Origin of the sequence: Pseudomonas frederiksbergensis, assembly GCF_003732665.1 — a bacterium.
Lineage (GTDB): Bacteria > Pseudomonadota > Gammaproteobacteria > Pseudomonadales > Pseudomonadaceae > Aquipseudomonas > Aquipseudomonas frederiksbergensis_G.
The window spans coordinates 555760-574973 of the sequence record NZ_MOBP01000006.1; the positions used below are offsets into that span (position 1 = coordinate 555760).

The 19214-nt window shown below is 59.6% G+C and carries 15 protein-coding genes and 2 tRNA genes; 4 read left to right on the forward strand and 13 right to left on the reverse strand.

What is annotated here, in order from left to right; all coding sequences use genetic code 11:
• Positions 1-26: 26 nt before the first annotated feature.
• From BK665_RS12580 to rimO, 3 genes are all read right to left on the reverse strand, one after another.
• The gene (locus BK665_RS12580) at positions 27-737 is read right to left on the reverse strand and encodes an rRNA pseudouridine synthase (RefSeq protein ID WP_123405882.1); all 711 of its coding nucleotides are present in this window, start codon (positions 735-737) and stop codon (positions 27-29) included.
• Between the two features lie 185 nt (positions 738-922).
• On the reverse strand, positions 923-1396 hold the full coding sequence (locus tag BK665_RS12585; RefSeq protein ID WP_123405884.1) for an acetyltransferase: 474 nt from the start codon (positions 1394-1396) through the stop codon (positions 923-925).
• Between the two features lie 112 nt (positions 1397-1508).
• Positions 1509-2846, reverse strand: coding sequence for a 30S ribosomal protein S12 methylthiotransferase RimO (gene rimO / locus BK665_RS12590; protein ID WP_123405886.1), 1338 nt, complete (start codon positions 2844-2846; stop codon positions 1509-1511).
• A gap of 290 nt (positions 2847-3136) precedes the next feature.
• On the opposite strand from rimO, the gene BK665_RS12600 reads away from it, so the two are divergent.
• Positions 3137-5038 (forward strand): potassium transporter Kup, encoded by a 1902-nt coding sequence (locus BK665_RS12600; RefSeq protein ID WP_123405888.1) that lies wholly within the window; start codon positions 3137-3139, stop codon positions 5036-5038.
• Between the two features lie 207 nt (positions 5039-5245).
• On the opposite strand, the gene BK665_RS12605 is transcribed toward BK665_RS12600, so the two are convergent.
• Positions 5246-5572, reverse strand: coding sequence for a DUF3077 domain-containing protein (locus tag BK665_RS12605; RefSeq protein ID WP_123405890.1), 327 nt, complete (start codon positions 5570-5572; stop codon positions 5246-5248).
• A gap of 504 nt (positions 5573-6076) precedes the next feature.
• Here BK665_RS12605 and BK665_RS12610 point away from each other — a divergent pair.
• Together BK665_RS12610 and BK665_RS12615 are read left to right on the forward strand one after the other, a co-directional pair.
• Positions 6077-6844: a MarR family transcriptional regulator gene (locus BK665_RS12610; protein WP_123405892.1), complete on the forward strand. Its 768-nt coding sequence runs from the start codon at positions 6077-6079 to the stop codon at positions 6842-6844.
• Position 6845: 1 nt separating this feature from the next.
• Positions 6846-7544, forward strand: a complete 699-nt coding sequence (locus tag BK665_RS12615; protein ID WP_123405895.1) for a hypothetical protein — start codon at positions 6846-6848, stop codon at positions 7542-7544.
• A gap of 155 nt (positions 7545-7699) precedes the next feature.
• Here BK665_RS12615 and BK665_RS34435 read toward each other — a convergent pair whose 3' ends face one another.
• From BK665_RS34435 to BK665_RS12640, 5 genes are all read right to left on the reverse strand, one after another.
• Positions 7700-7855: a hypothetical protein gene (locus tag BK665_RS34435; RefSeq protein ID WP_185076502.1), complete on the reverse strand. Its 156-nt coding sequence runs from the start codon at positions 7853-7855 to the stop codon at positions 7700-7702.
• A 479-nt stretch (positions 7856-8334) separates the two neighbouring features.
• Positions 8335-9633 (reverse strand): virulence factor family protein, encoded by a 1299-nt coding sequence (locus tag BK665_RS12625; RefSeq protein WP_123405899.1) that lies wholly within the window; start codon positions 9631-9633, stop codon positions 8335-8337.
• Positions 9633-12275 (reverse strand): bifunctional lysylphosphatidylglycerol flippase/synthetase MprF, encoded by a 2643-nt coding sequence (gene mprF, locus BK665_RS12630; RefSeq protein ID WP_123405901.1) that lies wholly within the window; start codon positions 12273-12275, stop codon positions 9633-9635. The genes BK665_RS12625 and mprF overlap by 1 nt, the downstream gene beginning before the upstream one ends.
• Positions 12276-12552: 277 nt before the next feature.
• Positions 12553-12629 (reverse strand) — tRNA-Met (locus BK665_RS12635).
• 220 nt (positions 12630-12849) lie between these two features.
• Positions 12850-12926: transfer RNA gene (locus BK665_RS12640), tRNA-Met, on the reverse strand.
• A 300-nt stretch (positions 12927-13226) separates the two neighbouring features.
• On the opposite strand from BK665_RS12640, the gene dinB reads away from it, so the two are divergent.
• Positions 13227-14288 carry a DNA polymerase IV gene (gene dinB, locus BK665_RS12645; RefSeq protein ID WP_123405903.1) on the forward strand — a complete coding sequence of 354 codons (1062 nt, stop codon included), beginning with the start codon at positions 13227-13229 and terminating at the stop codon, positions 14286-14288.
• A 150-nt stretch (positions 14289-14438) separates the two neighbouring features.
• Here dinB and BK665_RS12650 read toward each other — a convergent pair whose 3' ends face one another.
• The 4 genes from BK665_RS12650 to BK665_RS12665 form a co-directional block, all read right to left on the reverse strand.
• On the reverse strand, positions 14439-15392 hold the full coding sequence (locus BK665_RS12650; RefSeq protein WP_123405904.1) for a hypothetical protein: 954 nt from the start codon (positions 15390-15392) through the stop codon (positions 14439-14441).
• Between the two features lie 17 nt (positions 15393-15409).
• Complete coding sequence (locus tag BK665_RS12655) at positions 15410-17125, reverse strand: proline--tRNA ligase (protein WP_123405906.1); 1716 nt, start codon at positions 17123-17125, stop codon at positions 15410-15412.
• Positions 17126-17255: 130 nt separating this feature from the next.
• Complete coding sequence (locus BK665_RS12660) at positions 17256-18815, reverse strand: AmpG family muropeptide MFS transporter (protein WP_123405908.1); 1560 nt, start codon at positions 18813-18815, stop codon at positions 17256-17258.
• Between the two features lie 43 nt (positions 18816-18858).
• Complete coding sequence (locus BK665_RS12665; RefSeq protein ID WP_123405910.1) at positions 18859-19212, reverse strand: MGMT family protein; 354 nt, start codon at positions 19210-19212, stop codon at positions 18859-18861.
• Positions 19213-19214: the final 2 nt, after the last annotated feature.

Sequence of the window (19214 nt, forward strand, 5' to 3'; positions counted from 1 at the left end):
CGAAATGTAGGGCGGTGTGAAAAGTCTTAGAACTTCTCTTTGCCGGACAGGTAGCGCCATTGCCCCAGCGGCACTTTGCCGATGGACACGCCGCCGATGCGGATGCGACGGATGGCGACGACCTTCAGGCCCACGGCCTGGCAGAACAGGGCGATCACGCCCGGTTGTGGGTTCTTCATCGCAAAGCGCAGACGGTTTTCGTTCTGCCAACTGGCCTTGACCGCCGGCAGTTCCTTACCCTTGTAAGTCAGGCCATGGTTCAGGCGATTGAGGCCGTGAGCCACCATGTCGCCTTCAACCTCGACCACATATTCCTGCTCGATTTTCGCCGAATCGGCGGTGAGCTTGCGCAGGATCTTCCAGTCCTGGGTGAACACCAGCAGACCGCTGGCGTTGGCCTGCAGGTCGGTGCTGGCGGTCAGGCGCAGGAAGTGACCCTTGAGCGGACGTTTGCTGAAGCGGTGTTCTTCGCTCAGGGTCTCGGCGCTGATGGTCGCCATCGCGGTGTCCGCGTCCATGCCCACGGGCACGTTGAACAGAATGGTCACCGGCTCCGGCGCGGTGGCCTTGGCCTCCGGGTCGAGCTCGACTTTCTGGTTCTCGACCTTGAACTGCGGCTCGTCGATGACTTCGCCGTCCACGGTGACCCAGCCGCCCTCAATGAACAGCTCAGCCTCCCGACGGGAACAGCCGACGAGTTCGATGAGGCGTTTGGAGAGACGAATCGGGTCAGTCATGACAGGGCCGTAACAAAAAAGGGGTGGGCATTGTACCTGCTGGGCGCGGGTTAATCGCGGGTCCATTTGCCTCATGTGCTTTTAATGTGGGAGCGGGCTTGCTCGCGAAAGCGGTGGATCAGTCAAAACATCGGTTGAATGACAGACCGCTTTCGCGAGCAAGCCGCTCCCACACTGTTCTTGTGTTAACCGTTGCGGGCCAGTTGTTGCCCTTGGCGTAGACGCATATGCAACAGCGGATACGGCTGACCCATGCCATCAACCTCCGAGCGGCCGATCACCTCAAACCCTTGCTTGAAGTAAAACCCCAGCGCCTGCGGGTTCTGTTCGTTGACGTCCAGCTCATCGGCGTTCAGGCGTTCCAGGGCATAGCGCAGCAGTTGCTTGCCCAGGCCCTGGCCGCGATGGGCCGGGTCGATAAAGAGCATTTCGATCTTGCCCGCCGCGACGCCGGCGAACCCGGTGATGCGCTGGCGCGAGTCCTTGGTGCAGATCAGCATCACCGCGTCGAGGTATCGGGTCAGCACCAGGTTCTTCAACAGTTCGATGTAGCTGTCTGGCAGAAAATCATGGGTGGCGCGCACCGAGGCCTCCCAGACCCGGGTGAGTTCTTCGTAATCACTCTGTTTCGGTGTGTGGATGACCGAATGGTGGCGCATGCCCGCCTGCCTCTCATGGGGTGAATGATGCGAATCCTTTCTCCACAAAACGATAGACGTAAAAAAGCCCCGCATCTCGTCAAGAGAGCAGGGCTTTTCGTATTTTTTGCGTTTAGATCTGTTCAGCCCACAGGTCGTACTCGTCGGCGTCGGTCACTTTGCACCAGACTTTGTCGCCTGGCTTCAGGTTGCTGCCGTTGTCGATAAACACGTTGCCGTCGATTTCCGGGGCATCGAAGAAGCAGCGGCCAACGGCGCCTTGCTCGTCGACTTCGTCCACCAGCACTTCGATTTCACGGCCGACACGCAGTTGCAGGCGTGCCGAGCTGATGGCCTGTTGGTGCGCCATGAAGCGGTCCCAACGGTCTTGCTTGACGTCGTCCGGCACGATGGCCGCGTCCAGCAGGTTGGCCGGTGCGCCCTCGACCGGCGAGTACTGGAAGCAGCCGACGCGATCGAGCTGCGCTTCGGTCAACCAGTCCAGCAGGTACTGGAAGTCTTCTTCGGTTTCGCCAGGGAAGCCGACGATGAAGGTCGAACGGATGATCAGGTCCGGGCAGATCACGCGCCAGTTCTTGATCCGCGCCAGGGTCTTGTCTTCGAAGGCCGGGCGTTTCATGGCTTTCAGGACTTTCGGGCTGGCGTGCTGGAACGGGATGTCCAGGTACGGCAGGATCTTGCCGGCGGCCATCAGCGGGATCAGCTCGTCGACGTGCGGGTACGGGTAAACGTAGTGCAAGCGAACCCAGACGCCGAGGCTGCTCAAGGCTTCGCAGAGTTCGGTCATGCGGGTTTTCACCGGCGCGCCGTTCCAGAAACCGGTGCGGTATTTCACATCAACGCCGTAGGCGCTGGTGTCCTGGGAGATCACCAACAGCTCTTTGACGCCGGCCTTGACCAGGCGCTGGGCCTCGTCGAGCACGTCACCGACCGGACGGCTGACCAGTTTGCCGCGCATCGACGGGATGATGCAGAAGCTGCAGCTGTGGTTGCAGCCTTCGGAAATCTTCAGGTACGCGTAGTGACGCGGGGTCAGCTTGATGCCTTGCGGCGGCACCAGGTCGATCAGCGGGTTGTGATCCTGGCGCGGCGGCACGGCGTCGTGCACGGCGTTGACCACTTGCTCGTACTGCTGCGGACCGGTCACGGCCAACACGCTCGGGTGCACCTTGCGGATGTTGCCTTCTTCGACGCCCATGCAGCCGGTCACGATGACCTTGCCGTTTTCCTTGATGGCTTCGCCGATCACTTCCAGCGACTCAGCCTTGGCCGAATCGATGAAACCGCAGGTGTTGACCACCACGACATCGGCGTCCTCGTAAGTGGACACGACGTCATAGCCTTCCATGCGCAGCTGGGTAAGGATGCGCTCAGAGTCGACCAGGGCTTTGGGGCAGCCCAGGGATACGAAGCCAACCTTTGGATTGGCCGTGGCGGGAGTGGTGGACATGTCTAACCTCGGTATTTGTTGACGCCTCCAGCCGAAGTGGGCAAGGCGACAGACGGGCACTTGGTGTGCCTCTGATCAAAAAGTGCGCAATTCTAGCGATGAGAGGCGCACTTGACCAGCTTTATGCAGGGAAATACGACGAGTGCTGCGCTATGCTTCGCGCCGGTACGCTTTACCGAATTTTTACAGTCAACAAATCGTCTGTAACCTGAAGTAAAACAGCGCATGCTGCACGGCAAAGCATAGTGCTTCTTATAAGAAGTCCGGGTCTGAGTAGTAGGAGTTTTTGGATGGGGCAGGCAAGTAGTCAGGCGGCGGGCGCCGAGCATTCGGCGGCAAAACCGATCGGCATGCTGGTCGCGGCAGTCGGGGTGGTTTATGGCGATATCGGCACAAGCCCGCTGTACACCCTTAAGGAAGTGTTCTCCGGTGCCTATGGCGTACCGGTCAACCATGACGGCGTGTTGGGCATCCTGGCATTGATCTTCTGGTCGCTGATCTGGGTCGTTTCATTCAAGTACATGATGTTTGTGTTGCGTGCCGACAACCAGGGCGAAGGCGGGATCATGGCGTTGACCGCGTTGGCCCGGCGGGCGGCGGCGGGGCATCCGAAGCTGCGTTCCTTGCTGGTGGTCTGCGGGCTGATCGGTGCGGCGCTGTTCTATGGCGACAGCATGATCACCCCGGCGATTTCCGTGCTCTCGGCGATTGAAGGCCTGGGGCTGGCATTTGATGGTATCGACCATTGGGTGGTGCCGTTGTCGTTGGTCGTACTGGTGGCGCTGTTCCTGATCCAGAGCCACGGCACCGCACGCATCGGCATTTTGTTTGGTCCGATCATGGTGACCTGGTTTGTGGTGCTCGGCGCCCTGGGCGTCTACGGCATCTTGCAACAGCCGGAAGTGCTGCATGCGATGAACCCGGTGTGGGGCGTGCGTTTCTTCATCGCGCACCCAGGCATGGGCGTGACCATTCTTGGCGCTGTGGTGCTGGCACTGACCGGCGCCGAAGCGCTGTACGCCGACATGGGCCACTTCGGCCGCAAGCCGATTGCCCGTGCGTGGTTCATCCTCGTGCTGCCAGCGCTGGTGCTGAACTACTTCGGCCAGGGCGCCTTGCTGCTCGGTGATCCGGAAGCTGCGCGCAACCCGTTCTACTTGCTGGCGCCGAGCTGGGCCTTGATCCCGCTGGTCGGCCTGTCGACCATGGCCACGGTGATTGCCTCCCAAGCGGTGATTTCCGGCGCGTTCTCCCTGACCCGTCAGGCGATCCAGCTCGGTTACATTCCGCGCATGCACATCCGCCACACCTCCAGCGCCGAACAGGGCCAGATCTACATTGGCGCGGTGAACTGGTCGCTGATGGTCGGTGTGATCCTGCTGGTGATCGGCTTCGAATCCTCCGGCGCCCTGGCCTCGGCTTACGGCGTCGCGGTGACGGGCACCATGCTGATGACCACCGTGCTGGTGTCGGCGGTGATGTTGCTGTTGTGGAAATGGCCACCGTTCATCGCGGTGCCGTTGTCGATTGCTTTCCTGCTGGTCGACGGTCTGTACTTCGCCGCCAACGTGCCGAAAATCGTCCAGGGCGGGGCCTTCCCGGTGATCGCCGGTATCGTGCTGTTCGTGCTGATGACCACCTGGAAGCGCGGCAAGCAACTGCTGGTGGAGCGTCTGGACGAAGGCGGACTGCCGCTGCCGATCTTCATCAGCAGTATCCGCGTGCAACCGCCGCACCGCGTCCAGGGCACGGCCGTGTTCCTCACCGCCCGCCCGGACGCCGTGCCCCACGCGCTGTTGCACAACCTGCTGCACAACCAGGTGCTGCACGAGCAAGTGGTGCTGCTGACCGTCGTCTACGAAGACATCCCGCGTGTGCCCGCCTCCCGGCGTTTCGAGGTGGATTCCTACGGTGAAGGGTTCTTCCGGGTGATCCTGCACTTCGGCTTCGTCGACGAACCGGACGTGCCGCAAGCGCTGAAACTGTGTCACCTCGATGACCTGGACTTCAGCCCGATGCGCACCACCTACTTCCTCAGCCGCGAAACCGTCATCGCCTCCAAACTCGAAGGCATGGCCCGCTGGCGCGAGGCGTTGTTTGCGTTCATGTTGCAGAACGCCAACGGTAACCTGAGGTTCTTCAATCTGCCGCTGAACCGGGTGATTGAATTGGGGACGCAGGTGGAGATGTAATTTGGCGTTATCAAAAAGCCCCCGTTGCCGTTGAGGTGGCGGGGGCTTTTTTGTGGCCGATCACATCACTCCAATGCAATGAAGATCCCCTGTGGGAGCGGGCTTGCTCGCGAAGGCGGTGTGTCATTCAACATAGTTGTCGACTGACGGCCCCTTCGCGAGCAAGTCGAATCGTCGCACCGCCGCTCCCACATGGGGTCTGCGGCGTTACTTGCTCTCAGGCAGCTCTTCTTCAGATTCAGTCTTTGTCCGCGCAGGTCGCGGGGTCAGCACCTTCACCACATCATCGATCACGGCCTTGCCCATTGCCGTCAGGTAATGCGCGGCCCAGGCATGGCGGTCATTGTCTTTGGCGTAAGCGGCATCCTCGGCGAAGGATTTGGCGAGGAATAACAGGTCGGAGGCTTGTGACAATGCGTCAACGATGGGGAGGCCGGCGCGGACGTTGAATAATGCCTGGTTCGAGCAGTAGATGACGGGGGTGAAGCCGATGGTTTTTAGTTCTGAAATCGCGGTCGAATCAACTTTAGTCATATGTAATTCCTAATTTGAAGGGCTGTCACATTCGTTTCCAAGCGAATGGGTGACAGCTATGCGCGGGTTGGAAAACCGGGAAATTAGGAAACCGGCACGTCCGAAGACGTCCCGCGCACAGCCGCCATAACTCAAGAGCGCAAAATAAAAAGCCTTTGCGATCGTGAAGGGCACGCTGTTGCGACTAATTTCGACGGGTTTCCAAGCCCGATCGCTGAATGGTCAGCGACGTCCGGAGAGTATCCCGTCGAAGAAAAGCGCAACAAGGCATCAAAGTGCCCAAAAACCACGATTCGGAGTTTGCCTACAAGGTCTGTCGGCGTCATCTGATATTGCGATGCCGTTCAGTAAATGAAAGTAGCGTGGCAAGTGATTTTACAAGTCGAAGTTTTTTTCGTTGCAGCAGGCGAATGAGAAAAATCGAAAGTACTTGACTGTTCAATATTTGCAATGAGACAAGTGTCCACGTTTTATGGAATGTGGACACTTGAGGTTTCTAGCTCCATGAAGAGTCAAGACATTTTGCTTTTATTTAAAATGGCAAGCCTACACGCTCAGGAAGAAAATCTCTTTGGGAGGATGGAGTCTGAATCGAATTCGAACACGGTTGAGGGATTACTGAAGCCCCTGCAGTTAAACCGAATGACGGCAGGGGGAGGAGTGGGGCAGCCGCTAGTCACCTACCCTACTGACGGTGAAGAAACCGTATTCCACCGCCGGGAATACTACTCACCCATGGACGACGAAGATGGGTGGGAAGGGTGGTCAGAGCCTGTCCCTTCTGCTCCGCTGGCGAGCTGGAGTGAAGGCTACTCGTTGCGTGCGTTGTCTGCGTCACTTGGGCTCAGCAAAAGCGAGGTTTCAAACTCAATAGCCAGGTGTCGTGAATCAGGATTGCTCACCAATGACTACGACACCGGGCTTGCAAAAGTTAATCGGCGAGAGCTGCTGAAAATTACCGAGCACGCTCTGAAATACTTTTTCCCTGTGAAGCCGGGCGCAATGGTTCGCGGCATTCCAACAGGCTTCGCCGCACCAGCGCTGTCCAAAAGCATCAAGAGCGCTGGCGGGTTGATTCCGGTTTGGCCGGATGCCCTTGGAACTGAGCGAGGTCAAGCGATAGAGCCGCTCTACAAGACGGTGCCGGAAGCGGTGAAGCGGGACAGAACCCTTTATCACTATCTTGCGCTGGCTGATGCGATCCGCCTTGGTGGCCCGCGAGAGTGTGGTGTGGCGATTAACATTCTGAAGGCAGGGATGGGGCTGAAATAACATGTCATCAAACGCTGATCACAACTACGAGCTCATAGAATTTGTTGCTGACGGCTTGGGGGAGGCGTTTCTGACTGAGGTGGCTTTTGTCGGCGGTTGCACAACAGCCATGCTGGTCACGGATGCGGCTGTGCTGGACGACATTCGTTTCACTGATGATGTTGACTTGGTGATCGAGCTGGCAGGCATTAGCGCTTGGCAACACCTCATAGAACGTCTGGCGGCCAAGAACTTCAAGATCACTGGTGAAGACGAAGTCAACTGTCGCTTCCGCTTCAACGACGTCGTTGTAGACGTGATGCCTTCTGACCCCGCTGTTCTGGGATATTCCAATCGTTGGTTCGTGGAGGGACTGGCGAGGGCCGATAAATTTACGTTGCCCAGCGGGGCCGTCATCCAGATATTCAAGCCGACCTACTTTCTTGCCACGAAACTAGAGGCCTTTAGCGGTCGCGGTGGGGGCGATCCTTACCACAAGGACGTCGAAGATATCCTCATTCTGATTGATGGTCGTAAAGAGCTTTTAGAAGAAGTTCGCAGCGCTGAGCCTGAGCTCAAGGAATTCATCACCACTGGAATTCAAGAACTCACGGTTCTCAATGGTATCGACTACGTGATTGAAAGCTCAGGCTCGGTGCAGGCCAATCCGGGAAGAGGGCGAATTATTCACATGCGCATGAAGGATTTGGCCAGCGCATGAGATACACCACTAGATCAGTAATAGGGCGGACGAGGAAAGCCAACCATGACTCTGCTGGGGCTCTTTGCGACGGTGACAGAGGGCTATTCGTCGTCACGGACGGTACGTCGAAGCCCGGCAGTGGCCAACTGGCAGAATGTTTTGTAAAAGCTGTTTTAGCGGCCTGCCCGAAACACATGGATCAGAGGGGCGATATCACTGAGCATGAAGCCGTCGAGGAGGTACTTGGTTCCGTGCTGGCCGAGCTTCACGCCGCTTTGTTTGCGGACCAGGCGGGCAGCGTGTGTTACCTGATCGGTTTCGCTGCTCATGGGAAGCTCACGCTTGCGTATGAGGGTGACTGTTCGTGCGGTGTCGTGACGCCGGCAGGCATGATCGAGTGGATCACACAGCCCCACTGCAAGGCCAATTGGAGGCGCGACCGTTCGCACCGTGAGCTGGCGCAAGATCCTGCTCGAAACCAAGTAACTCGATGCCTGAAGGTTAATCGTGTTCCACACCCTGACTTTGTTTTTCACCATCTGGCCGTAGGTGAGCGACTGGTTTTCGTGACCGACGGCTTCTGGGCAGAGTTAACGGAGTCGCAGCAAAGCAGGTTGTTGTCAGCACCGGATAGCGACTTTATCGCTGTTGAAGACGACGTAACGTGGATAGATGTTCAGCTTTAGCCTTGGAAATACAGATCATCTGCATAAAGTCCGGCTAGCTGGAGTTGCTTCAAATCAGTACATGTAAAAAAGCCCCCGCAACCAAACGGCTGCGGGGGCTTTTTATCGGGCGGGGGCTCAGATCACTCCTGCGCCGTCGCCTCTTCCTTGGCCTGACGCTTGACGATGATGTCCACCAAACGCTGTGCCAGTGCCGGATAGTTTTCGTCGAAGTGGTGGCCGCCAGGCAGCTTTATAGCCTCGCCGACAGCGGTCTTGTCGGTGCAGCCGCTCTCGTCGACTTCTTCTTCGCCGTAGATGCACACCACTTTGTCGGCAGGCAACTTGGCCATTTCCGGGCCGGTGGCGGCTTCTTTGCCGGCGTTGCCGAGCCAGCCTTCGACTTCGATTTCGAAGCTGCCGGTGCGGGCGAAGGCCAGCAGGATGATTGCGTCGACCCGTTGCTGTTCCGACTCGGCCAGGCGGTTGTAGATCGCTGGCAGGACGTCGGCACCGAACGAGTAGCCGGTCAGGATGAAGCGCTTGGTGCCCCATTTCTGGCGGTAATGCTGCATCAGCTCGGCGAGGTCCAGGGCGCTTTGCTCCGGGCTCTTGTGCTGCCAGTAGTAGCGCAGGGTGTCGATGCCGACCACCGGGTAGCCGATCTTGGCCATCTCGCCCGCCACGTCGCGGTCGAGGTCGCGCCAGCCGCCGTCACCGGACAGGAACAGGGTCACGGTGTCCTTGGCCTGGCCGGCCGGGACTTCGACGACAGGAATCTGCAAGCCACCGGCAGCCTTGTCACCACCGACGAGGATCTTGCGCAGTTCGTTGTTCAGCACTTGCGGCAGGTTGATGTCGTAGTCGCTGATGCTGGTTTCGGCGTTCGGTTGATCGCGCACGAAGCCTGCGCTGGCGTCGTCCGGGTTGTCGTTCCAGGCCACCAGCCAGTGGCCGTGGGCGGCGCTTTTTGGCAGCAGGTGAGTGCAACCACCCTTTTCCAGGGCCAGGTCCACGGAAATGGCCTGGGCCTTGTCGTTCTTCTGCTCGGACAACCAGCGCCACGCCAGCACGGCGCCAGGGCCGATACCGCTGACCAGGGTCGCCGGGCCGTTCAGTTCACGCAAACCCGATTGCAGGGCACGGCTTTGCAGCAGGCAGTCTTTGGGCAGGATCACCTGGACGATCTGCGCCGCAGCGCTGCGGCTCAGGGACTTCAGTTGTTGATCGCTGAGTTTCTGTTCAGCAGTGACCGCCACCAATACCTGAGCTTTTGGCGTGGTGCCGGGAATCACCCGGGTCATGGCGGCGCCGTCGGCAGGCGTCAGCAATTCGAGGGTCGGTTCTGGTGCCGGGCGTTTCATGTACCAGTAACCGCCACCGACAATCAGGGCCAGCACTACCAGTGTGGCCAGTACGTACCGCAAGGAGCGTTGAATCATCAGCGTTTCACCAATCCAGTCAAGCCGCCCGCAATCAGGGCAGCAGTATCGGCCAGGGCAACCAGCGGATCGAGTCCGGCGGGCACGGCCATATAACGGGGTTCCCAGTCAGGCTGGAATTTGTCTTTGAAGCGGCGCAAGCCTTGGAAGTTGTAGAGCTGCTCGCCACGGCGGAAGACCATCGAGCCCAGGCGCTGGGTCAGTGGCGCGCCGCGACGGGGTTGTAGACCCGACAGCGGCACCATGCCCAGGCTGAACCTGGCGTATCCATGATTTTTATAATATTGAATCAGGCCGACCATCATGAACTCCATGGTCAGCTTCGGGGCGTCCGGGTGCGCGCGCATCAGGTCGAGGCTGGCCAGGTCATGGCCGTAGGTCTCGAGCAGGTTGGCGAACGCCACCGGGCGCCCCTCAAAACGAATCACCGCAACGCGGAAATGCTTGAGGTAGTCATCGCTGAAACGGCCGAGGGAGAAGCCTTTCTCGCGCACGTTCTTGCCGGTCAGCCAGGCATCGGAAATTGCCTTCAACTCATCCATCGGCGCGTGTCCTGGCTCATGGATCTCCAGCGACAGACCGTCACGGGTGCCGCGGTTCCAGGTGTAGCGCAGGTCTTTCATCTCTTTGCCCTTGGCTTCGAGATCAAAGCGATGCAGATCGACCCGGGCTTCTTCGCCGAGTTTGATCGCGGTCAGGCCGATGTCCATGTAGTACGGCAGGTTCTCGGCGCGCACTTGATAGAAGACCGGGCGTGCGTGGTGGATGTCGCAGAGGTCGCGGAACTGCCAGATCATTTCCGCCCGTTGCTGGGTCGGGCCGATCGGGTCGTACAGCGCCACCAGGCTGCGGCCACGGCGGGCGTACATCAGGAACGCCTCGTCGTTGGGGTGGAACAGCAACGCCTTGTCACCGGTCAATGCGAGGCCGCCGTCGGGTTGCGACGAGGCCATGAGGATCTTTACGGCGCGGTCCAGTTCGTCCGGGGTCGGCAAGTGAATGATCGGGCGTGCGGTGCGCAGCAGCCAGGTCAGCGACACCACTACCAGCAACACGGCTGCACCTAAAAGCGAACGCAAGCCACGGGGCGCGTCAGCGTCGAGGGTGAACTGCCACCAGAGTTGATGGCTGTACGGAACGTCCTGATAGGCAAACAGCAGCAGCCAGATCGACGCGCCGAGGACGCAAAGACTGGCGACCAGGTACAGCGGCGAGAACGGCAACTCGGTCAGGCGACTGGCGCGGTAGAACGAGCGCCGGAACACCCCGAGCAGGCTCGCCGTCAGGGTCATCAGGCAGGCTTCTTCCCAGTCGAAACCCTTGAGCAGCGAGAGCACGGCGCCCACCAGCAACAGAATGGTGGTCAGCATCCACGCGGCGGAGAGACGGCGGCGCAAGCCCTGGGCCAGCAATAGGCACAGCACGCCGATCAGGCTGGCGCCGAAGTGCGAGGCGTCTACCAGTCGATGAGGAATCAGGAAACCGATGTGTTCCAGGCGCGTGTCGATTTCCGGGGTCGCACCGGAGAACAGCAGCACCACGCCCGACAGGAACACCAGCAACGCCAGAATCGGCGCCGCCAGACCCGAAGCCGCCCGCAATGACTGCCGGGACTGGAATAGGCGCTGGCCTTCGTTGATCAGCAGGAACACGCAGGCCACCAGCAACGGCAGCACGACATAGATCAGGCGATACAGCAGCAGCGCAGCGGCCAATGGTGCGGCGCCAAGGGTGTCAGCGAACGCCGCGAGCAGAATGGCTTCGAACACCCCGACACCGCCGGGCACATGGCTGAGCACACCGGCGGCCAGGGCCAGCAGGTAGATCAGCAGGAACGCGCCGAAGGGTGGGGCTTCCGGCAGCAATAGATAAAGCACGGTGGCAGCGGCGGCCACATCGAGGGCGGTGATCACCAGTTGCAGGAACGTCAGGCGGCGGCCCGGCAGGCGCAGGGTACGGCGTCCGGCCTTGACCAGCAGGTTGTCCGGGTAAGGTTGCTCCGGCAGGCGACGGCGATAGATGCCGATGACCAGCACGGTGGTAAGCAGCAACACGGCGGCGGCAATCAACCCGAGCAAGGTCTCGGAGAGGCCGAGGGCGGAGGAGGCGGCGGGCAGGTTGCTCAGGGTCGCCAATGCCGCCAGCGGGGGCAGGGCGCAGCCCAGAGAGAGGCTGGCGAACAGGGTCATGTGCGCAACGTCGGCAGCCCCGAGGCCGTGACGTGCATATAAACGGTAGCGAACCGAGCCGCCCGACAACATCGACAGACCGATGGCATTGCCGATGGCGAAAGCGGTGAAGCCGCCCAAGGCCAGGGTACGTGGCGCCAGGGTCACACCGGCGTAGCGACTGGCGGACCATTCGTAGCCCAGCAGAATAATGAAGCCGACGACGGTCGCGCCCAATGCGCCAATCAAGGCCGGTTTCGGGACTTCCAGGATCGAGTCGTGAAGCGCATACAGATCGAGTTCGCTTAATAGATGGCGACAGGCAATCAGCGCGATAGCGAACAACAGCAAGGTGACGGCCAGACCAATCGGCTGGCGGTATTTGCTGACCAGATCAAGCAGGCGCAAACGCTCGGCCTTGATAGGTTGTGTCGCTGTGACGGTGTCTTGTGGATCAGACGAGTTGGCGCGCATCAATCACCTCTTGGATTGTGCGCGACAGGATGGAGGTATCGAGCCAAGTTACCAATCCCTGTAGAAAAAAATAATCACAAATATTAACGCTTCTCGCGGCATTGCGGCGATGGCGCGTCATCGGTCGTAGAGGGCCTGCCTGGCACAGAGCATAGTCTGAACTCAGAGCCTTGGTGATCCCGAACGGTTCACTGCACGGTGACAGATCATTGTTGCGAAAGGACTTTTTCAACAGATACAAAAAAGGCCACTCTTTCGAGCAGCCTTTTTTGATGTTTGGTTGCGGGAGCCGGATTTGAACCGACGACCTTCGGGTTATGAGCCCGACGAGCTACCAGACTGCTCCATCCCGCGTCTGTGTGGCGGCATTCTATAGAGATACGCTTGGGTGTCAACCGTTAATCCCGAGATAGGTCAAATAAGCGTGAATTAGTGTCGAACGGTAGCAGGGCAAAGGTAAGTTTCGGAATCAGAACGATTTCTTATTTCTGCCCGGTGCGCGGATGAGCGGTGTATTCCACAAAACAGACGCGCACAAAAAAGGCCACTCTTTCGAGTAGCCTTTCTTGATGTTTGGTTGCGGGAGCCGGATTTGAACCGACGACCTTCGGGTTATGAGCCCGACGAGCTACCAGACTGCTCCATCCCGCGTCTGTGTGTCGGCATTCTACAGAGGAACGCTGGGGTGTCAACCTTCAATGTGAAGAAAACCTGTTCCTGTTCAATCGCTTAGCTGAAAAACGGGCAGGGCGGCAGCGCTGGAAGTCAGGCGCGGCAAGGCTTGCAGCTCTATCGACAGGTGTTATTCGATTGAGAAAATAAATTCATCCGGCCATTTCCTACAGCAGATAAAGAAGATTCAGAGTACTGGTGCTATATACAGGTGTCAGTGAGATACTGCCGATCCGGCTAGTCATCACGTCATTTCCTTGCCATGAACACCGCTTTTATATGACTCAACGCAAAATCATCCACGTCGACTGTGACTGTTTCTACGCCGCCATCGAGATGCGTGATGACCCGCGCCTGGCCGGCAAGCCACTGGCGGTGGGTGGGTCGGCGGACCGGCGTGGGGTGATTGCCACCTGCAATTACGAGGCACGGGCCTATGGCGTGCGCTCGGCGATGTCCTCCGGGCACGCCTTGAAGCTGTGCCCGGACCTGACCATCGTCAAGCCGCGCATGGACGCCTATAGAGAAGCGTCAAAGGAAATTCATACGATCTTCAGCGATTACACCGACCTGATCGAACCGCTTTCCCTTGATGAGGCCTACCTGGACGTGTCGGACAGCGCGCATTTTGGCGGCAGCGCCACGCGGATTGCCCAGGACATCCGCCGTCGCGTATCCAATCAGTTGCACATCACGGTCTCTGCGGGGGTGGCGCCGAACAAGTTCCTGGCCAAGATCGCCAGCGATTGGAAAAAGCCCAATGGCTTGTTCGTCATCACCCCGGACCAGGTGGAAGATTTTGTCAGCGGTTTGCCGGTGAGCAAGCTGCACGGTGTGGGCAAGGTCACCGCCGACAAGCTCGCCAGACTCGGCATCATTGATTGCGCGCATCTGCGTGAGTGGAACAAGTTGGCGCTGGTTCGCGAATTCGGCAGTTTTGGTGAGCGATTGTGGAGCCTGGCCCGTGGCATCGATGAGCGACTGGTGCACAACGACAACCGTCGGCAATCCATCAGCGTTGAAAACACCTACGACGTGGACCTGCCGGATTTGGTGAGTTGCCTGGATAAGTTGCCTGAGCTGCTGGAGACCCTGGCCGGGCGCATGGCGCGCATCGACAGCAGCTATCGGCCGGGCAAGCCGTTCGTCAAAGTGAAATTCCATGACTTCACCCAAACCACGCTGGAGCAGGCCGGGGCAGGGCGGGACTTGGGGAGTTATCAGTTGTTGCTGACTCAGGCATTCAATCGCGGCGGCAAACCGGTGCGGTTGTTGGGAATCGGGGTAAGGCTGGAGGATTTGCGGGGTGGGTTTGAGCAGATGGAGTTGTTTGAGCGATAGCGGCAGGGTGTAAAAGTCGTGGTGAATGTGAGGCCGTCTTCGCGAGCAAGCCCGCTCCCACATTGGATCTGCTGTGGACACATTATTTGTGAACACTTCCAAATCCCCTGTGGGAGCGGGCTTGCTCGCGAAGCTTTTAGGCTTTTGCTTTTAATTCGGATTGGGATCCGCCACCAACCGCCCCGCATCCTTGTTCAAGGACTTGAGGAATTCGGTCTGCAGCTCGGGGTCGTTACGCGTCAGTTCGATCAGGCTCTGTTCCAGCTCGCTGGCTTCTTCTTCCAGACCCAGTTCCGACAGGCGTTTGACCCGGTGTACCCACTGGCTCACTTCGTCGTCTTCGAGGTCGTCGTAAATCAACCCGTGGGCTTCGAGCAACTTGCCGCGCAAGCCGCTGCTGACCGCCAGGGACGAGTCGGTGTGCACGTCGTCCTGGGCATCGGCGACCGTGATCAGCAGTCGGCTCAGATGGTTGATGTCATGTTCAGCGAACGGACTGTCCAACAGATTCAGGCGTAACACGCCGTTTTTGTCGGTATTCAGGTCGAAGGTTTCCTTGCCGGCCTTTACCTGCACCGGACGCTCGCTCCAGGGCAAGCTCGAATATTCCGTGCGCTTATCGCGCTGGACTTCATCGATGCCCGCCAGGTTTTGCTGGGCGCGACCATGGGACTGCACGTTCATGAACGGGTTGATCCCGGCAAAACCGTAGCTCAGCCAATCCTTCGTCACGCTGTCCGGCAGGTTGCCGAGGGCGAACACGTTGACCACGTTCGCACCGACGCCTGCAACGATAGCCACCATGCCCAGCGGGATCTCGTAGACCTCCCGCCAGGGTTGGTACGGCGTGTAGCGATCGTAATGGCGCGTGACTTCAAATTCGGTGACTTCGAAGGTTTTTTGCTCGTGGATTTTCACCCGGCGTTGCGGCAGCTCAAGCACCTTGGGCTCACCGACATCGATCTGCAGGCTGTGATCGAGCAATTTGCGCTCGACCCGTTCCTCGTGCTCGCTGCGTTGTGACATTTGATTGGCACAGCCGCTGACCAGCAGGGCGCCGCACAGGGCGGCACCACCGAGGCCTAAGGTGTTTCGCTTGAACATGACTTCTCTATCTGGTGTCAGCGGCGGATACGGGCCTGGAGGAAAGACAGCACGTCAGCGACCGGCAGGGCTTGCGCCTCGGCCTCGGTGCGGCTCTTGTATTCCAGATTGCCTTCGGCGAGGCCGCGGTCACTGACCACGATCCGGTGAGGAATGCCGATCAGCTCCATGTCCGCGAACTTGATGCCCGGGCTGGTTTTCTTGTCGCGATCGTCCAGCAGCACTTCGAAACCGGCCGCCGTCAATTCGGCGTACAGCTTGTCGGTGGCTTCGCGAACCTGTTCGGTTTCGTAGCGCAGCGGCACCAGGGCAACCTGGAATGGCGCCAGTGCGTCGCTCCAGATGATGCCTTTGTCGTCGTTGTTCTGCTCGATGGCGGCAGCCACCACGCGGGACACGCCAATACCGTAGCAACCCATTTCCAGGGTGACCGGCTTGCCGTTCTCGCCCAGCACTTCGCACTTCATCGCCTTGCTGTACTTGTTGCCCAGCTGGAAGATGTGCCCGACTTCGATGCCGCGCTTGATTTCCAGGGTGCCCTTGCCATCCGGGCTTGGATCGCCGGCCACGACGTTACGCAGGTCGGCCACGGTTGGAACCGGCAGGTCACGTTCCCAGTTCACGCCGAAGTAGTGCTTGTCGTCGATGTTCGCGCCAATGCCGAAGTCGCTCATCAGCTCGACCGAACGGTCGATGATGATTGGCAGCGGCAGGTTCAGCGGGCCGAGGGAGCCGGCACCGGCGCCAATCGCGTCACGCAATTCGCTTTCCGAAGCCATGACCAGCGGGTTGGCAACGCCTGGTTGCTGGGCGGCCTTGATTTCGTTCAGTTCGTGGTCGCCACGGATGATCAGGGCAATCAGCTTGCCTGCTTCTTCGGCGTGGACCACGAGGGTCTTGATGGTTTTTTCGATAGGCAGACCGAAACCTTCGACCAGTTGCGCAATGGTCTTGGCGTTCGGGGTGTCGACCAGGCGCAGCTCTTCGGCAGGCGCGGCGCGGGATGTTTCACGCGGCACGGCTTCGGCTTTCTCGATGTTCGCGGCGTAGTCGGAACCGTTGCTGAACACGATATCGTCTTCGCCGGACTCGGCCAGTACGTGGAACTCGTGGGAGCCGGCACCGCCGATGGAGCCGTTGTCGGCTTCAACAGGGCGGAATTTCAGGCCCAGGCGCGTGAATACGTTGCAGTAGGCCTGGTGCATGCGGTCGTAGGTGACCTGCAGCGAAGGCTGGTCCGCGTGGAAGGAGTAGGCGTCCTTCATGATGAATTCGCGACCGCGCATCAAACCGAAACGTGGACGGATTTCGTCACGGAATTTGGTCTGGATCTGATACAGGTTGATCGGCAGCTGTTTGTAGCTGCTCAACTCGTTGCGCATCAGGTCGGTGATCACTTCTTCATGGGTCGGGCCGGCGCAGAAGTCGCGACCGTGACGATCCTTGAAGCGCAGCAATTCAGGGCCGTATTCTTCCCAGCGACCGGATTCCTGCCACAGTTCAGCCGGCTGAGTGCTCGGCATCAACACTTCAAGCGAGCCGGCGGCGTTCATTTCTTCACGAACGACGGCTTCGACCTTGCGCATCACTCGCAAACCCATGGGCAGCCAGGTGTACAGGCCCGAGGCGAGTTTGCGGATCATGCCGGCGCGCAGCATCAGCTGGTGGCTGATCACGACCGCGTCGGAAGGCGTTTCTTTCTGTGTGGCGAGCAAAAATTGACTGGTGCGCATGGTTGGCCGTTGTCGGTTGCTGATGACGAGAAATGACGGAGCATTGTACGGGCGAGATCCGCTGACGTACAGAAGTGCGGCCGGCGGTGTGGCTCGATGGCGGGAATCCTCCCGCCATTCGGGACGTTTCCTACGACTCTTCCACGACCGGCGTCTGCACCGGTTCAGGCGTCGGCGTCGGGCCGGCCTTGCGGCTCTCCTGGAACCAGTGCAGGGCGATCAGCAGCAGCGTCGGCACGCCAAGAAGGGCGGTGATCAGGAAGAAGTTGTGGTAGCCGTATTTCTCCACCATGACCCCGGAGTAGCCACCGATCAGGCGCGGCAGCAGGAGCATGATCGAACTGAGCAGGGCGTATTGGGTGGCGGAGAACTTGAGGTTGGTCAGGCTCGACAGGTAGGCGACGAACGCTGACGTGGCCAGGCCCGAGCTGAAGTTGTCCAGGGAAATGGTCACGATCAGCATGTTCAGGTTGGCGCCCATGTCGGCGAGCATCAGGAACAGCAGGTTGGTGGCTGCCGAGGCGATGCCGCCGATGAGCAGGATCGGCAGGATGCCAAAACGCACGATCAGCAGACCGCCCATGCCGGCACCGACCAGGGTCATGATCAGGCCGAAGATCTTACTGACGCTGGCAATCTGATCCTTGGTGAAGCCTTGGTCGATGTAGAACACGTTGGCCATCACGCCCATGACCGTATCCGACATTCGATAGGTGGCGATCAGCCCGAGCAGCAAGAACGCTTGCCAGCGATAACGCAGAATGAAGTCGTTGACTGGCGTCAACACCGGTGCCAACCCGCGGCGGCCCATGGAGGACAGGCACAGGGCGGTCAGGGTGATATAGAGAATGGCCCGCAGGAATGCGCGGTCCTCGAGCAGCAGGTCGAGCAGGCTGACGCCGCCGAACAGCACACTGGCGAAATCGGTGTTGTAGAGCTGGGTGAACATGGCCGGTACGGACACCAGCAACACGATCAACACGAACACCGAGGCCAATTGATGCACAAAACTGTAGCGTCCGGCCTGCAACTGGGTGCGCAGCGGCACCGGCGGCTCGCGCATGAACAGGGTGGTGAGCAGCGCCGGGATCATCAGGGCGCCGAACAGCACATAAGTGCCGGTCCAGGCCGAGTGCTGGTAGTTGAAGCCTGTCGAGCCAAAGCCTTCGGCGAAAAACAGCGCGCCGGCGGTGGCCAGCAACGCTGCGATCCGATAGCCGGACATGTAGCTGGCGGCCAGCGCGGCCTGGCGGCTGTCTTCGGCGATTTCCAGACGATAGGCGTCCACCGCGATGTCTTGGGTCGCCGAGGCGAACGCGACGATCACGGCGATGGCGATGAGCCAGGACAGGTGCTTTTGCGGGTCGCAGAAGCCCATGCCGATCAGGCCCAGGATCACCAGGGATTGGGCGAGCACCAGCCAGGAGCGGCGGCGGCCGAGTTTGCCCAATAATGGCAGGCGCCATTGATCGAGCAGCGGGGACCACACCCATTTAAAGGCGTAGGCCAAACCGATGAGACTTGCATAGCCAATGGTCTCGCGGGCCACACCGGCCTCGCGCAACCAGACCGACAGCGTCGAGAACACCAGCATGTAGGGCAAGCCGGCGGCGAAACCAAGCAGCAACAGCACAAGTGTTGAAGGGCTGGCATAGGCGGCGAGCGCGGCGCGCCAGGTTTTACGGGGCATGGGCTGAAGTCTGCCTCAAGATTACGGAAACAAAGCGCGCACTCTAACCGCTGTGCTCTACCGGGCGCCAGCCATGACGCTGAATATCAACACGATTGTTCAGGATACTGATGCCCTCACTGCGCAAACGTGCCCTTTGTTCATCCCCCGAAGCGGTGCCCACCGGCAGGCTGATCCGACCGCCGGCACCGAGCACTCGATGCCAGGGCAACTTGGTGTCGCCAGGCAATTGGCTCAGGGTGCGACCGACCCAGCGCGCCGCACGGCCCAGCCCCGCCAATTCGGCCAATTGTCCGTAACTCACGACTTTGCCCTCGGGCACTTGGGCCAGGGTCAGGTAGAGCGCCGTGCGTCGGATTTGCGCCGGGCTTTCGGTTTCGCTGGTCGCGTCTGTCACGT

Coding starts and splice junctions, on each gene's coding strand:
- BK665_RS12580 (WP_123405882.1), bottom strand. CDS start 737: ATGACTGACCCGATTCGTCTCTCCAAACGCCTCATCGAACTCGTCGGC.
- BK665_RS12585 (WP_123405884.1), bottom strand. CDS start 1,396: ATGCGCCACCATTCGGTCATCCACACACCGAAACAGAGTGATTACGAA.
- rimO (WP_123405886.1), bottom strand. CDS start 2,846: ATGTCCACCACTCCCGCCACGGCCAATCCAAAGGTTGGCTTCGTATCC.
- BK665_RS12600 (WP_123405888.1), top strand. CDS start 3,137: ATGGGGCAGGCAAGTAGTCAGGCGGCGGGCGCCGAGCATTCGGCGGCA.
- BK665_RS12605 (WP_123405890.1), bottom strand. CDS start 5,572: ATGACTAAAGTTGATTCGACCGCGATTTCAGAACTAAAAACCATCGGC.
- BK665_RS12610 (WP_123405892.1), top strand. CDS start 6,077: ATGAAGAGTCAAGACATTTTGCTTTTATTTAAAATGGCAAGCCTACAC.
- BK665_RS12615 (WP_123405895.1), top strand. CDS start 6,846: ATGTCATCAAACGCTGATCACAACTACGAGCTCATAGAATTTGTTGCT.
- BK665_RS34435 (WP_185076502.1), bottom strand. CDS start 7,855: ATGAGCAGCGAAACCGATCAGGTAACACACGCTGCCCGCCTGGTCCGC.
- BK665_RS12625 (WP_123405899.1), bottom strand. CDS start 9,633: ATGATTCAACGCTCCTTGCGGTACGTACTGGCCACACTGGTAGTGCTG.
- mprF (WP_123405901.1), bottom strand. CDS start 12,275: ATGCGCGCCAACTCGTCTGATCCACAAGACACCGTCACAGCGACACAA.
- dinB (WP_123405903.1), top strand. CDS start 13,227: ATGACTCAACGCAAAATCATCCACGTCGACTGTGACTGTTTCTACGCC.
- BK665_RS12650 (WP_123405904.1), bottom strand. CDS start 15,392: ATGTTCAAGCGAAACACCTTAGGCCTCGGTGGTGCCGCCCTGTGCGGC.
- BK665_RS12655 (WP_123405906.1), bottom strand. CDS start 17,125: ATGCGCACCAGTCAATTTTTGCTCGCCACACAGAAAGAAACGCCTTCC.
- BK665_RS12660 (WP_123405908.1), bottom strand. CDS start 18,815: ATGCCCCGTAAAACCTGGCGCGCCGCGCTCGCCGCCTATGCCAGCCCT.